Annotated in this window: 13 protein-coding genes; 6 read left to right on the top strand and 7 right to left on the bottom strand. The window is 74.8% G+C overall.

The genetic code is table 11. The features are described 5' to 3' along the window. Nucleotides 1-313 precede the first annotated feature (313 nt). Nucleotides 314-1,198 carry a GNAT family N-acetyltransferase gene (locus H7H31_RS19495; RefSeq protein WP_232109963.1) on the top strand — a complete coding sequence of 295 codons (885 nt, stop codon included), beginning with the start codon at nucleotides 314-316 and terminating at the stop codon, nucleotides 1,196-1,198. Between the two features lie 299 nt (nucleotides 1,199-1,497). Here the strand turns inward: H7H31_RS19495 and H7H31_RS19490 are convergent, their stop codons facing one another. Genes H7H31_RS19490 through H7H31_RS19480 form a run of 3 tightly spaced genes read right to left on the bottom strand, consistent with a single transcriptional unit; the run spans nucleotide 1,498 to nucleotide 3,844 of the window. Then, the gene (locus H7H31_RS19490) at nucleotides 1,498-2,433 is read right to left on the bottom strand and encodes a squalene/phytoene synthase family protein (protein ID WP_187061593.1); all 936 of its coding nucleotides are present in this window, start codon (nucleotides 2,431-2,433) and stop codon (nucleotides 1,498-1,500) included. Continuing rightward, nucleotides 2,430-3,131, bottom strand: a complete 702-nt coding sequence (locus H7H31_RS19485; RefSeq protein WP_187061592.1) for a tRNA-dependent cyclodipeptide synthase — start codon at nucleotides 3,129-3,131, stop codon at nucleotides 2,430-2,432. Before H7H31_RS19485 ends, H7H31_RS19490 begins: the two co-directional genes overlap by 4 nt. Next, nucleotides 3,128-3,844 carry a transmembrane-type terpene cyclase gene (locus H7H31_RS19480; protein WP_187061591.1) on the bottom strand — a complete coding sequence of 239 codons (717 nt, stop codon included), beginning with the start codon at nucleotides 3,842-3,844 and terminating at the stop codon, nucleotides 3,128-3,130. The genes H7H31_RS19485 and H7H31_RS19480 overlap by 4 nt, the downstream gene beginning before the upstream one ends. 506 nt (nucleotides 3,845-4,350) lie before the next feature. On the opposite strand from H7H31_RS19480, the gene H7H31_RS19475 reads away from it, so the two are divergent. From H7H31_RS19475 to H7H31_RS19460, 4 genes are all read left to right on the top strand, one after another. Next, nucleotides 4,351-5,181, top strand: a complete 831-nt coding sequence (locus H7H31_RS19475) for a pentapeptide repeat-containing protein (RefSeq protein WP_232110329.1) — start codon at nucleotides 4,351-4,353, stop codon at nucleotides 5,179-5,181. Nucleotides 5,182-5,612: 431 nt separating this feature from the next. Further along, entirely contained in the window at nucleotides 5,613-6,047 is a 435-nt protein-coding gene (locus H7H31_RS19470; RefSeq protein ID WP_187059519.1) for a DoxX family protein, read from the top strand. 40 nt (nucleotides 6,048-6,087) lie between these two features. Further along, entirely contained in the window at nucleotides 6,088-7,710 is a 1,623-nt protein-coding gene (locus tag H7H31_RS19465) for an LmeA family phospholipid-binding protein (RefSeq protein WP_187117983.1), read from the top strand. 160 nt (nucleotides 7,711-7,870) lie between these two features. Next, nucleotides 7,871-8,476 (top strand): GNAT family N-acetyltransferase, encoded by a 606-nt coding sequence (locus H7H31_RS19460; RefSeq protein WP_372456067.1) that lies wholly within the window; start codon nucleotides 7,871-7,873, stop codon nucleotides 8,474-8,476. A gap of 39 nt (nucleotides 8,477-8,515) precedes the next feature. Here the strand turns inward: H7H31_RS19460 and H7H31_RS19455 are convergent, their stop codons facing one another. Then, entirely contained in the window at nucleotides 8,516-9,148 is a 633-nt protein-coding gene (locus H7H31_RS19455) for a TetR/AcrR family transcriptional regulator (RefSeq protein ID WP_187060328.1), read from the bottom strand. Between the two features lie 67 nt (nucleotides 9,149-9,215). Between H7H31_RS19455 and H7H31_RS19450 the strand changes: the two genes are divergently transcribed. After that, nucleotides 9,216-9,635, top strand: coding sequence for a hypothetical protein (locus tag H7H31_RS19450; RefSeq protein ID WP_187060327.1), 420 nt, complete (start codon nucleotides 9,216-9,218; stop codon nucleotides 9,633-9,635). A 105-nt stretch (nucleotides 9,636-9,740) separates the two neighbouring features. Here the strand turns inward: H7H31_RS19450 and H7H31_RS19445 are convergent, their stop codons facing one another. From H7H31_RS19445 to H7H31_RS19435, 3 genes are all read right to left on the bottom strand, one after another. Continuing rightward, nucleotides 9,741-11,225 (bottom strand): sensor histidine kinase, encoded by a 1,485-nt coding sequence (locus H7H31_RS19445; RefSeq protein ID WP_187060333.1) that lies wholly within the window; start codon nucleotides 11,223-11,225, stop codon nucleotides 9,741-9,743. Nucleotides 11,226-11,356: 131 nt separating this feature from the next. Next, on the bottom strand, nucleotides 11,357-12,157 hold the full coding sequence (locus H7H31_RS19440) for a response regulator transcription factor (RefSeq protein ID WP_187060059.1): 801 nt from the start codon (nucleotides 12,155-12,157) through the stop codon (nucleotides 11,357-11,359). 433 nt (nucleotides 12,158-12,590) lie between these two features. Continuing rightward, on the bottom strand, nucleotides 12,591-13,829 hold the full coding sequence (locus tag H7H31_RS19435; RefSeq protein ID WP_187060058.1) for a S1C family serine protease: 1,239 nt from the start codon (nucleotides 13,827-13,829) through the stop codon (nucleotides 12,591-12,593). Between the last annotated feature and the right edge of the window lie 25 nt (nucleotides 13,830-13,854).

Genomic DNA, 13,854 nt, shown 5'->3' with positions numbered 1-13,854 from the left:
GCGGGCCCGAGCCCCACGACGACAGCCCCGGGGCGCTCGCCCCGGGGCTGTGGTGTCGCGGACAACGGTCAGCGCGCCGGGACTCCGTCCGGCGTCGTCGTGTTCGCGGCGCGCTTCATGCGGTGCACCGTAGCGCGGGCCGGCGGGGTCGACCAGCGCTTTTCGCCGCCGGTCCGGCCTGGGCCGGCGTACGGGCCGGAGCGGTTCCGGCGTACGCGCCGGGGCGGTCCGGCGTACGGGCCCGGGTAGGCCGCGCGCCCGCGCGGGCGAAATCGCGTTGCCGGGCGGGGCGGCGGGTGCTGGGGTGTGCCGCATGGAACACAGCGAGGCACACCCCACCCCTGACGGCGACCCGCGCGAGCGCGCGGCCGACCACACGCACGACGACCCCGCCCGTGACACGCCCGCCTCCCAGGACGCGGCCCGGCGGGAGGCGCTGCGGGTGGAGTTCGACCGGCAGTTGCGGCAGGGCGTGCCGCCCGACGGCGCCGACTCCCGCGTCGATCGGATGGCCGACATCGTCCGGCAGACCAGCACCACCGACGGCTGGAACGGCGTCCTCTGGTCGCGGCTGACCCCGGAGACGGCCGACGCGGCCATCGCCGAGCAGGTGCGCCACTTCGGCGCGGCCGGCGTGGAGTTCGAGTGGAAGCTGTACGACTACGACGAGCCGGCCGACCTGGGGAAGCGGCTGCTGGCGGCGGGCTTCGTGCCCGAACCGGCCGAGGCGCTGATGGTGACGGAGGTCGAGCGGATGACCGGCGACGTCCCGCTGCCGGAGGGCGTCACGCTGCGCCCGGTCCGGGACGCGGCCGACGTACGGCTCATGGCGGACGTCCACGCGCGGGCGTTCGGGACGGACGCGACGCGGCTGCACCACCGCCTCATCGAGCAGTTGGCCGACGGCACGGACACGATGGTCGCCGTGCTCGCCATGGCCGGCGACGAGCCGGTGTGCGCGGCCCGCATGGAGTGTTACCCCGGCACCGACTTCGTCGGCCTGTGGGGCGGCGGCACGGTGGCGGCCTGGCGCGGCCGGGGCATCTACCGCGCCCTGATCGCCTACCGCGCCCGCGTCGCGGCCGAGCGCGGCTACCGCTACCTCCAGGTCGACGCCTCCGACGACAGCCGCCCCATCCTGCACCGTCTGGGCTTCGCCCAGTTGGCCACCACCACGCCGTACGTGCACGGCGCCTGACCGGAGCCGCACGCGTACGGGTCCGGGTACCCGTACGCGTACGCGAGTCGGCGGGAAGGGCGCCGCGCCCCCGGCGGGAGGCGGTGCTGGGGGCGCGGTAGCGGGCGACCGCCCGGGCGCGGCGACGCGCGGGGCGGGGCGCGAGCCGGGGCGCGGCGCCCGCACCCCGCGCCGGGGCGGAGCCCGCGACCGTACGACGACGGGGCTACGGGGTGACGTCCCCCGGGCTACGACCCGGGGACTACACCTCCGGCCCGCGGGGGTACGCCCCGTGGACTCAAGGGGGTCCGCCCCGCGGGTTACGTCGACTCGGTGGTCAGGGCGAAGACGTCGTGGTCGCAGCGGGCGAGCCGGTCCACCGTGGACCAGCCCTCGGTGAGCGAGTCCCGGATCGCCTCCCAGCCCGCCGGGCGGGCCTGGTCGAGCCAGCCCTCGGCGGCCGTGAAGTAGCGGCGCACCCGCTCCAGTTGGCAGCCGACCAGGTCACGCAGTGGCTGCGAGGTCTGTCGGGCCGCGACGGTCGACTCCAACTCGGCGCGTTCCAGGCCGCAGCGGCGCAGATCATCGAGGGGGACGTAGAGCTTGCCCAGACGCAGGTCCTCCTCGATGTCGAGCAGGAAGTCCAGCGTCTGGAGCCCGAACCCCCACGATATCGCCGCGTTCTCGGCCCCGTCCGGCAGATCCTGACCGCGCTGCCCGAGCAGGACGGCGAGCCAACGCGCGGGTTCGCCGCTGACGCCGAGCATGTACTCCTCCAGCGCGTGCGCCGTGTCGTACGCCTCGGTGGTGATGTCCGTCCGCAGCGCCTGGCCGGCCTGGCGCACGCCCGTCTCGCACAGCCGCCAGGTGTGGATGAAGTCGCAGAACGCCAGCGACACCAGGCGCACCCCGTCCCCGGCGGAGCGCTGGCCCGGCGCACCGGGCAGCGGGCCGAGCACGGTGGCGGGGTCGGCCCGCCGCGTGGCGTGCAGCATGCGGAAGAAGTCCTGGGTGAACGCGTCGTAGCGGCGCAGCCGCTCCGCCAGCGGCACGTTGAGCGCGTCCACCAGGTCGTCCGCGTGCCCACAGAAGGCGATCATGGCGTCCCAGTACGACCGCCGGTCGGGCGGCAGTTGGTCGCGCATCCAGATGTGGGACGCGTGGTTCTCCTCCTGGAGGACCGTCTCGCACAGCGCGTACGCCTCCCGTAGGAGCGGGTCGCGGATCTCGGCCGCGTCCAGTTCCCGGCGGGTCATGACACGGGCCGGGCGACGACGAACGCCTGCCGCGCGTTCCGGCGCAGCGGCGTCTGCCCCGCGTAGATCCGGTCGACGAACTCCAGTCGGTGCTGGTAGATGGCGGTCGAGCTGCTCACCCCCATGATCTGTGGCGTACTGATGAGGAAGGGGGTTTCGGCGATCAGGTAGCGGGCGGCCTCCGCGGCCTGCTCCTCGGTCGGCTCGGCCCCGGCCAGGTGGTTGCGCAGCACCTTGCGCACCACCCGGTGGTAGCTCTCGCGCGTCTCGGGGTCGTCGGCCAACGCCTTCTCGCTCTCCCGGAGCAACTCCTGGTAACTGGGCCGCTCCTCGATCTCGGAGAGCCGGTAGGCGCCGAACTCCACGCCGGGCACCTCCGCCGCCTGCCAGGCCCGGTTGGCCCGGTTCAGGATGCGCGACGATTCCGCGTGGGACTTGCGGCGCGCCCGATTGGGCTGGTATCCGAGCGCGAGCCAGGTGTGGCGCTGTGCCGAGTCCGGGATCATCACGTCCACCCGCCGGAAGAGGCTGCCGGCCCAGCGGAACAGTTCGGTGAGCCGCTGCTCGCTGAAGTAGCTGTTGCCGGGCGAGACCCCCACGAGGACATGCTCACCCTGCGCGGAGACCTCCTGGCAGTTCTCCGTCAGGGGCTCGGCGGTGAACGTGGGCACGATTGTCGAAGGGTTGGTGTTCGTCACAGCGAAGCATTCCTTTCGATGTCCCGGAGTTCGGGCCGTTCACCGGCGAGCCGGCCGCTCTCGCGCTCCCGGCGCAGTACGGCGGAGAGGGCGGCGATGTACGCGACGTCCAGCAGGACGCAGGCCACCGTGCAGTACGGGAGCCAGGGGCCCGGGTAGACCGAGGTGTCGAAGAACCAGACGACACAGGTGGACGTGGTGCCGACGAACTTGGCCACGGCGATGCCCATCGACTGGCCCCGGCTCGACTGCCGGACGGCCAGCATCGCCAGGAAGAGCCCGGACATGGCCACGTTCATGCCGAAGCTGGTGAGGACCACGTCCCCGTCGTCGAACTCCCGGGAGAGCACCTCGATCCCCGCGTAGGCCAGGCCGAGCACGACGACGAAGCCGGCGTAGAAGACACGGCGCGGCAGGTAGGGGAACTCGTTCGGGCCGAATCGGAAAACGGTGTACAGCAGGCCGCAGTCGACGATGAGCCAGATGATGCCGATGAATACTTCGGCACTTCCGACCTCGGAATTGCTGCCCGACATGTGTTCGGCGGACCTGAAGAAGACGAACTGGAATTCCCAGCAGATGTTCATGGCGAGCGCCACGAGCGGAATGCAGTACGTCTTGTCACGCAACCCGGTCCGTACCGCCAGCACGTACGCGATGGTCCAGCCCAGGCCGCATACGGCGGCGAGCGCCATACGGATGCCGTCTACCATGTCCCCCCTTGGAGCTGTGCTGGTCGCTCGTCACTGATCGCGGCGACCGTATTCGATTGCACAGCGGAATGCCGCAATGTCACAACGGCGTGAGGGAGCACTGGGGGCGGAGTACGGAGACGGCTAAGCGCCCGCGAGAACCCCTATAAATATGCTTTTCACAGAAGCTGAAATGACCCATCGCGGGCGCGGCTTCGCCCGCGGATTCGCGTGCGGGCGCACCGCCGGGCGCTCGCGGGGCGCGACGACGGGCCCGGCGGCCACGCCGGCGCGGTACGGGGACAATAGGGGCTCCCCCGGACGCGCGGGGGGCGACAGGCGCCACCCCTACCTCGTGGGAAGTACAGACGTTGGCACAGCGACGACACGCCCCGGCCCCGCACCACGCCGGACGACCGGCCGCGACCGGCCGCCCCGACGCGGCGCCCGACGCGCCGGACAGCACGCCAGGCCGTACGACGGGCGGCACCGCGCCCAGCGCGCCAGGCCGTACGACGGGCCGCACCGTGGACGGCGCGGAGGCCGGCGCGGCCGGCGGTGACGGCGCGCTGCGGGCCGACTGTTCGCGGTGTTTCGGGCTGTGCTGCGTCGCGCTGCCGTTCGCCGCGTCGGCCGACTTCCCGGTGGACAAGCCCGCGGGGCGGGCCTGTACGAACCTGCGCACCGACTTCCGCTGCGGCATCCACGCGGACCTGCGCGGACAGGGCTTCTCCGGGTGCACGGTCTTCGACTGCTTCGGCGCCGGGCAGCAGGTCTCCCAGGTCACCTTCGGCGGCCGGGACTGGCGGCGGGCCCCGGAGACCGCGCGGCACATGTTCGACGTGTTCGCGGTGGCCCGCCAGGTACACGAGGTGCTCTGGTACCTCACCCAGGCGCTGGACATGGCGCCCGCCCGGCCACTCCACGGCGAGCTGCGCCGGGCCGCCGACGAGACGCGGCGGCTCACCCGCGCCGACGCCGACACCCTCGCCGCCGTGGACGTAGGCGCGCTGCGTCAGTCCGTGAACCCGCTGCTGCTGCGGGCCAGCCAGCTCGTCCGCGACCAGACCGTTCCCGGCCGCAGAAAGAACCGTCGGGGCGCCGACCTGGTCGGGGCGCGGCTGGCCGGAACGTCGCTGCGGGGCGCCAACCTGCGTGGGGCGCTGCTCATCGCCGCCGACCTCACCGGCGCCGACCTGCGCGGTGCCGACCTGATCGGGGCCGACCTGCGCGACACCGCGCTGCACGGCGCCGACCTCACCGGCGCCCTCTTCCTCACCCAGGCCCAGCTCAACGCCGCCCGGGGCGACGCCCGTACGACCCTGCCGGCCGGCCTCACCCGTCCCGGCCACTGGTAACTCCCCCCGCGACGGCCGGCCACGGGCGCGGCGGGCCCGGCGACACGGCACCGGCGCTCGACCTCGGGGCCTCAAGTGGGGGGCATGGTGGCCGAGTTGGGCTACTCCGCGCGGGGCTTCGCCGGTCGGCGCGTACTCCGCTCGCAGCACGGCGGCAGCCGCCCGGGGGACGACGCGTCGGGGGTGGGTCGGCCACGACGCTGGGGGCAACCGGTTCGCCCCGACGTCCGCGTGGCCCGTTCGCCCGTGGCGCCGTCGGGCCGGACACCGCCCGACCACCAGGAGGCCGCCATGCCCTCCCCGCCCGCCCTCTCCTCGCCGGGCCGCCCCGGCGCCGCCCCCTCGCCCCGCGACGGCGGCGAGACGCCGAAGCCCCGGCCGGCCTCCCCGGCCTCCCTGGCCTCCCGGGCCGGCTCGCCGCGCTACGGGAGGTGGCGGGCCCGTACGCCGTCGCCGCCACGCGCTGCGTCTTCGGGTTGCTCTTCTTCTGCCACGGCAGCGCCGGCTTCTTCGACCTGCCGAAGATGCCGGTCAACGGCGGCACGACCGAACTCACCGTGTGGCCCGCCGGGCCGGCCGCGGTCATCCAGATCGTCGGCGGCGCGCTGCTGATGCTCGGCCTCGGCACCCGCACGGCGGCGCTGGTCTGCTCGGGCTCGATGGCCTACGCGTACTTCGACGTCCACCAGCCCACCGCGCTGTGGCCGATCCAGAACGGCGGCGAGGACGCGGCGGTCTTCTGCTGGGCCTTCCTGCTGCTGGCCTTCACCGGCCCCGGCGCGCTCTCCGTCGACGGGCTGTTGCGGCGCCGGGGGATCGCCGGCCCCGACCGGAAGACCTCCCGCGCCGCGCCGTACCCACGGTAGGACTTGCGTTCGAGGCGGGCCGCTGTGGTGGGATACGTCGATGCGACCCCCCACACGCATACCCTCACCCTCAGCACGTCCGGAGTTCACCGAGGCGTCAGCGCCGCCGGGAGCCCACGCCGGGGAGCCCGACGCCGTCCCCCACGCGGCGCACGCCCCGGCGCGGGCCCGACCGGACGGGCCGGCGCCCCGCCCGTACAACCCGTACGCCGCACTCGCCGCGCTCGCCGACCCACCCCCGGACCCAGACCCAGACCCGGACCGCGACCAGAGCCGGGGCCGGCGCCGGCGCCCCGGCCCCGGCGAGCCCCACCCACCGGCCGACCCCGACCCCGGCGGCCACGACCGCAACCCTCACCCCCACCCCCACCGCACCACCGGCCACGAGTCCCGGCACGACTACGCGACGGACCGCGCAGGCGACGCGTACGGGCCGCGCGGCCACGGCGAGCACCGCGAGGACCCCGAGCACGCGCCCGCCGCCGAGCCAGCGCCCGGTCCCGAGCCCGGCCCGTTCGCGTGGGCCGACGGGGGGCCGCTCGGCCTCGGGGGTCAGCTCGGCCTGCGGTCCGACGACGAGGACGACGACGAACCCTGGTCGCCGCCCAACCACCGCCGCGCCAAGCGCGGACGCGGCCGCTTCGCGGCGGTGCCGCTGACCGCGAAGCTGCTGATCGGCGTCGTGGTCTGCGCGCTCGTCCTCACCCTGGCCGACCGCTGCGCGGTCCTGTACGCCGAGCGCGAGGCGGCCGAGCGGCTGCGCGCGGACCTCGACCTGGCCGCCGCGCCCGAGGTGGAGATCCACGGGTTCCCGTTCCTCACCCAGGTCGCCCGGCAGCGCGTCGACCGGGTCGACGTCACCGTGCCCGACGTGCCCGCCGGCCGCGTCTCGCTGGCCCGGGTGCACGCGACGGCCGAGGACATCGAGCTGAGCGGCGACTCGCCGGCCGCCATCGACGGCGCTCTCATCGGAGCCCTGCGCGGCGACGTCCTGCTCTCCTTCGACGACCTCGGCCGCGAACTCGGCGCCTCCCAGGTGCGCTACCGCAAGCTCGACGACAACGCCGTGCGCGCGGACGGCACGGTGCCGGTCGCCGGGCAGATGCTGCGCGTACGGGCCGACGCGCGCCTCCAGCGGGACGGCGGCCGTGGCGTCTCCACGCAGATCAGCAACATGCTGCTGGACATCCCCGAGGTGGCCAGCTACCGGCCGGGCCCGGACGCCGGGTTGCGGCTGCACCGAGAGGCCGCCGAACGGATCGTCCGCGACGCCGCGAAGGCGCGCGCCCTGCTGTCCGTGCCCGCGATCGCTGACCGGATCGGCGTCCCGCAGCGCCGCGTCGACCAGGCGCTGCGCAGCGACGCGCGGTTGACCGAACTCGTCGGCGCGCCCCGCTTCGTCCAGCTCCTGATGGGCGTCAACCTGGTGGACGTCGTACGGGACCACCCGTGGCTCCTGGAGAAGCTGGGCCTGGACCCGAAGCTGCTGACGGCGCTCACCGCGCTGCGGCTGCCCGAGCTGTCCGAGCGCCTGGCGCTCTCCTTCCAACTGCCGGAGCAGGCGCGCGACGTGCGGCTACGCGACGTCGTCGTCCGCGCGGACGGCATCCACGCCCAACTGACCGGAAACGGCCTGCCGTTCGGCGCGGCGCGCGAGCGCTAGCCCGCGGCCGGCCGGGTTGGTGGGGCTGGCGGGGCCGCCGCGCGGGCGCGCCCCACCGGCCCCACCCCGTCCCGGCCCGCCTCGCCACGGCGCCGAAATGCCGTGGACGGCCGGCGCCGGCCCCGGGCACGATGGCGACCGCCAACCCGGGGAGTACACCGTGCCGACGGACGACGTGGACGTGTTCGTACGGACCGAGCGGCTGACGCTGCGCCGGTTCACCGCCGCCGACGTGGAGAACCTGGTGGCGTTGGACAGCGACCCACGGGTAATGCGGTTCCTCACCGGCGAGCCGACGCCGCGCGCGGTGATCGAGAACGAGGTGCTGCCGAAGATCCTGCGCGACTACCGCCTCGGCCCGGCCGGCCGCTGGGCCGCCGTCGAGCGGGCCACCGGGTCCTTCCTGGGATGGCTGAGTCTCCAGCCCCCGGCCGACGGCAGCGTCACGGACGTGGAACTCGGCTACCGGCTCAACGCGTCGGCCTGGGGTCGGGGGCTGGCCACCGAGGGGGCCCGGGCGCTGATCGACAAGGGGTTCGCCGAACTCGGCGTCCAGCGCGTGTGGGCCGAGACCATGGCGGTCAACACGGCCTCGCGACGCGTCATGGAGAAGGCCGGCCTGCGCTACGTCCGCACCTTCCACGTGCACTTCGACGACCCGCTCCCGGGCACCGAGCACGGCGAGGTCGAGTACGAGCTGCGCCGGGCCGACTGGGCCGCGCGGCGGGCGGGCACAGCCGAACCGGCGGCCGACGGGGCAGGCTGAGCGCGGGCGAAGGGGCTCGGGGTCGCCGATGGCGCCGCGTCAATCGGTGGGGTCCGCGCCCGCGTCGAGCAGGGTCGTACGGGAGGCCAGGGCGCGGGCCGAGTCGGCGAAGAACTCCTCGTCAGCGCCGGGGGCCAGGCCGAGGATGACGCCCTGGGTGAGCCCGACGAACAGCGCCCGCAACCCGGTGACCAGCCGCTGCGCCTGCCACTCCGTCACGGCCCCGCCGTCGTGCGCCCGGCCGGTGAACAGCGCGACCAGTCGGCCTTCCTGGGCCCGGATGGACTCGGCGAGGCGGGAGCCCAGCTCGCGGTCGTGCACGGCCATGTCGAGCAGGGTGATCTGCAACGACAGCTCCGACCTGGCGGCGGGGTCGTCGGAGCCGCGCCGGTAGTACCGGGCGAAGGCGTCGACCGCCGCCAGCAGGTCCAAATCCGCCGGGACCGCCTGCTCGATCTCCGCGTAACTCGGCTGGAGGTAGTCGGTGACCAGGGCCGCCACCAGGCCGCCCTTGCTGCCGAACAGGGAGTAGACGGCGCCGGTCGTCAGGCCGGCCAGCTCCGCGATCTCGTCGAGTCTGGCCCGGTACCCGTCGCGGGAGACGACCTGGAGGGCGGCGTCCAGCAGGGCGCGGCGGTTGTCTTCCTTGGCCTGCTCTCTCGTCTTTCTCATAACTCCATTATCCTCATAACGAAATTACGAACGTGGCACCTGGCGCAGGCAGTGGAGAGGGACGCTCATGACGCAGGCTCGAACTGTGACATCGACGGCGGAGCGCCACTGGGCGGGGATCATCGCCGACGGGGTCTTCAAGGTGGTGCTCGGCGCCGGCTTCGCCATCGGCGCCACCCGCCTCGACGCCCCACTCGGCGTGCCTGCCTGGCTGCTGGTGACCACCGGCGTCGCGCTGCTGATCGGCGGCGGGATCGAGCTGCGGTACGTGCGCGGGCGCCCGGCCCGTACCTACATCCGGCTCATGATCGGCTACGACGGCGGCTGGGCGCTGGCCACGCTCGCCGGCCTGCTGGTGGCGTGGCGGGGCGGCACGGCCGGGGGCGAGGTCTGGCTCGGGTACCAGGTGGCCGCCCCCCTCGCGCTCGCCGCGCTCCTGGTGGCCGCCGCGCCCGCGCGGCCGGACGCGCAACCCGCCACCCGCTGACGGCCGGAGCCCCGCCGCCCGTCTGCGGCCGGGCCCCCCGGCCGGCCCCGACCGCACCGGGCCCGCCCCACCCGGCCCCGACCGGGCCAGGTCCGCCCGCACCGGTCAACCCGCACCAGGCCCGGCCGGCCCAGTCGTCCCAGCCGGCCTAGTCGTCCCAGCCGGCCCGTTCGTTCCACCCGGCCCAGCCGCCCCGGGTAGCCCGGGCGGGGGCTCCTCCGGTGGTGGGTGCGGGGCGCCGGGCAGGCGGACGAAGGCCACCGTGCCGCCGCCGTCGGCCGGCCGCAGGGACACCTCACCGCCCGCGCGCTGCACCGTACGGGCCACGATCGACAGGCCGAGGCCCGACCCCGGCATGCTGCGGGCCGACGGGGAGCGCCAGAACCGGTCGAAGACGTGCGGCAGTTCGTCGGCCGGGATGCCCGGGCCGTGGTCCCGCACGGTCAGCACGCCGTCGTGCAGCACCACGTCGACGGTGCCGCCGGGCGGACTGAACTTCACCGCGTTGTCCAGCAGGTTGATCACGGCCCGCTCCAGCGTGGCGGGCTCGGCCGGCACGTACCACGGCGCGAGCCGCGCCGTGATCTCCAGGTCCTTGCCGCGCAGCCGGGCCCGCTCCACCGCCGCGCCCGCCGCCTCGTGCAGGGCGGCGACCGGGGGCGGGCCGCTGCCGGGCGGGGCGTCGGCGCGGTTGAGTTCCTGGAGGTCGCCGATGAGCGAGGCCAACTCGGTCATCTGCGCCTTCACGCTGGCCAGCAGCTCCCTGCGGTCATCGGGCGGTAGCGCGCGGCCCGTCTCCTCGCTGCGGGCGAGCAGTTCGACGTTCATCCGCAGCGAGGTGAGCGGGGTGCGCAGTTCGTGCCCGGCGTCCGCGATGAGCTGCTGCTGCCGGTCGCGGGACGAGGCGAGGGCGGCGGTCATCGAGTTGAACGAGCGCGAGAGCCGGGCGATCTCGTCCCGACCCTCCACCGGGATGGTGGTGGCCAGGTCCTCGGTGCGGGCGATGTGCTCGACGGCCCCGGTCAGCCGGTCCACCGGGCGCAGCCCGGCCCGGGCGACGGCGAGGCCCGCGGTCGCCGCGCCGAGCACGCCGATCCCGGCGACCACCGCGAGGACCAGGGCCAGCGTGCTCAGCGCGCTGTTGGTCTCGGCCAGCGGCCGGGACATGGACACGGCGAACACGGTGTCGCCGACGGCGTAGTTCTTGGTGAGCACCCGTACCGGCGCGCCCCGGTCGGTCCTGCCGTCCCGCAGCACCTCGTCGTTCACCCCGCGGGCGACGTGGATGTCCTCGTTGTCGACCTTCACCGGCTTGGAGCCCGGGCCCACGCACCGGCCGCCGTTGGGCCCCACGGTCTGGACGTACACCAGGCTCGGCCCGGCGTCCCGGCTCGGCTCGGGCTCGCCCTGCGGGCAGCGCTCCAGGGTGGCCTGGAGGTAGCTGGGCTTGACCTCAAGGCCGCTCAGCGAGTTGTCGATCTCGTCGCGGAGCTGCTCGCGCGTGATCACCCAGCAGGCGACGGCGGACAGCGCGACCGCGAAGGCCACCGCCAGCGCGGTGAGCAGCGCGAGCCGCGAGCGCAACGGCAGCCGGGTGCGCCACGACCGCCGCCCCCCGGCGCGCGGCGCCGCCGTGCTGCCGGCCGGCGGGGATGGGGCGTAAGAAGTGGTGGGGCCGGTGGGCTGGTGCGGGGGGTGCGCCGGGGGCGGCGGCGGGACGCTCACGCGCCGGCCCCGCGCTCGGGGCCGTGCCGGTGGACCTGGCCCTGGCCGTGACCGTGGTCGTCGGCGCGCAGCACGTAGCCGACGCCGCGCACGGTGTGCACCAACCGCTGCTCGCCGCCCGCCTCGGTCTTGCGCCGCAGGTACATCACGTACACGTCGAGCGAGTTGGACGACGGCTCGAAGTCGAAGCCCCAGACCGCCTTGAGGATCTGTTCCCGGGTGAGCACCTGGCGCGGGTGGGCCAGGAAGAGTTCGAGGAGGGTGAACTCGGTACGGGTCAGCTCCACCCGCCGCCCGCCCCGGCTGACCTCCCGCGTCGCCAGGTCCATCCGCAGGTCGGCGAATTCCAGCACCTGCCCCGCGTCCGGCTCGGCCGCCCCGCCGGCGGCGGCAGCCGCGTACGAGCTGCGCCGCAGCAGGGCCCGGATGCGGGCCAACAGCTCGTCCAGCTCGAACGGCTTGACCAGGTAGTCGTCGGCCCCCGCGTCCAGACCCGTGACCCGGTCCCCCACCGTGTCGCGCGCCGTCAGCATGAGGATCGGCACGGTCACCCGGGCGGCGCGCAGCCGCCTGGCCGCCGTCAACCCGTCCATCCGGGGCATCAGCACGTCCAGCACGATCAACTCCGGCGCGCTGCCCTCGGCCTTCTCCAACGCGTCGAGCCCGTCCACGGCCTCGACGACCTCGTACCCCTCGAACGCCAGGCTGCGCCGCAGCGCCCCGCGTACGGCGGGCTCGTCATCGACGACGAGGATGCGGGCGGGGCCGGGACGCTCACCGTGCTCGGCGGGACTCATCGACGCTCTTCCTTCGCGGTGACGGGCGCGGAACGCGCGGCCCGCCCACGAGCGGGGCGGGCGGGTGGCTTACGGGTGGTTCATGGGTGACCTACGGGCGGAACGGGACGGATGCCCCACGGGGAGCGTACGCAGGGACGCGCGAAGCGCGCCGGCGGTCGGGCCGAGGGGCCCCGGCCGGGCAGCCGGTCCAAGCCGGTCCCGTCCGTGGTCGCGGGGCCCCGCACAGGCCAGCGCACGGCCCGCCGCGCCGGGCGGGCCACCCCCCACGGGGGCCCACCCGGCGGGGGAGGCCGTGCGCCTCGGCCGGTTCGCTTCGACCACCGCCGGCTCGCCGGTGCGCTCCGACCACCGCCGGCTCGCCGGTGCGCTCCGGCTACCGCCGGCTGGCCGGTTAGCTCCGGCTACCGCCGGCTGACCGGTGCGGGCGGCGTCACACGTTGGTGCCGCCGCCGCGCAACGCGTTCAGGTCCTGCTTCACCGTCTCGCTCGGGATGGCGAAGCCGAGCCCGACGCTGCCACCCGAGCCGCCCGCCGACGCGGGCGAGGAGATGGCCGAGTTGATGCCGATGACCTCGCCCCTCATGTTGATGAGGGCGCCACCGGAGTTGCCGTGGTTGAGCGAGGCGTCGGTCTGGATGGCCCGGTAGCTGGTCTTGGACTGGCCCACGTCACCGTTGTACTCGCGGCCCTCGAACTCGAACGGCCAGCCCCCGTCACCTCGCGGCCCCGGCTGCTGCCCCTCGTCGCTGGCCACCGTCACCTCGCGGTCGAGCGCGGAGACGATGCCGCTGGTGACCGTGCCCGTCAGCCCCTCGGGCGAACCGATGGCCACCACCTCGTCGCCCACCTTCACCGCCTTGGAGTCGCCGAGCTTGGCGGCGCGCAGCCCGCTGGCGTCCGCCACCTTGATGAGCGCGAGGTCCTTGGACGCGTCGGCGCCCACCAGCGACGCCTTCTTCTTCGTGCCGTCGCTCAGGGTCACGGTGATGTCCGATGAGCCGGCGACGACGTGGTTGTTGGTGACGATCTCGCCGTCCTCGGAGATGATCACCCCGGAGCCGAGCGACTGCCCCTGGTTCGTACCCGCCGTGATCTCCACGATGCTGGGCGCGAGCGCCTTCGCCACCTCGGTGACGCTCCCCACGGCCCCGTCCTTGGCCCCCGCACTGACCACCGGCGCCGCCGACGTACTGGCCGCGTCCCCGTCGTGCCGGCTCCCGACGAACGCGCCGGTCGCCCCCGCCACCACCGCCGACACCAGCGCGACCGCCGCGAGCAACACCCCGGTCCGCCGCCCACGCGACCTCCCCGACCCGGCCCCGTGCGCCCCGCCGTGCGGAGTGTCCGCGCCGAACGTGGCGTACGGACCGGGCGCGGCGGCCCCGTTGCCGCCCCCGCCCGCGTGCCCGCCACCCGGCCATATCCGCACGCCGGACGCGGTGGTCACCGCACCGGCCGGCTCGTACGCCGGGGCGGCCGGCGGCACGGGCGCCGCGGGCGCCACCGGCGGCCCGGGAGCGTGCGCGGGCGGCGGGGGCGGCGTCGCGCCGCCCGCACCGGCTGTCGCGTACGGGTATCCCGAACCGTCCGCCGACGCGGCGGAGGAAGCGGAGCCTGCTACGGGGGCGGGGCCTGCGATGTCGCCGTCGCGGCGGAGGTTCTCGGTCATGGCTACGACTGTGCTGGGCGTTTAT

Origin of the sequence: Streptomyces buecherae (genome assembly GCF_014295035.1) — a bacterium.
Lineage (GTDB): Bacteria > Actinomycetota > Actinomycetes > Streptomycetales > Streptomycetaceae > Streptomyces > Streptomyces youssoufiensis.
This window is presented reverse-complemented; position numbering and strand designations above follow the sequence as displayed.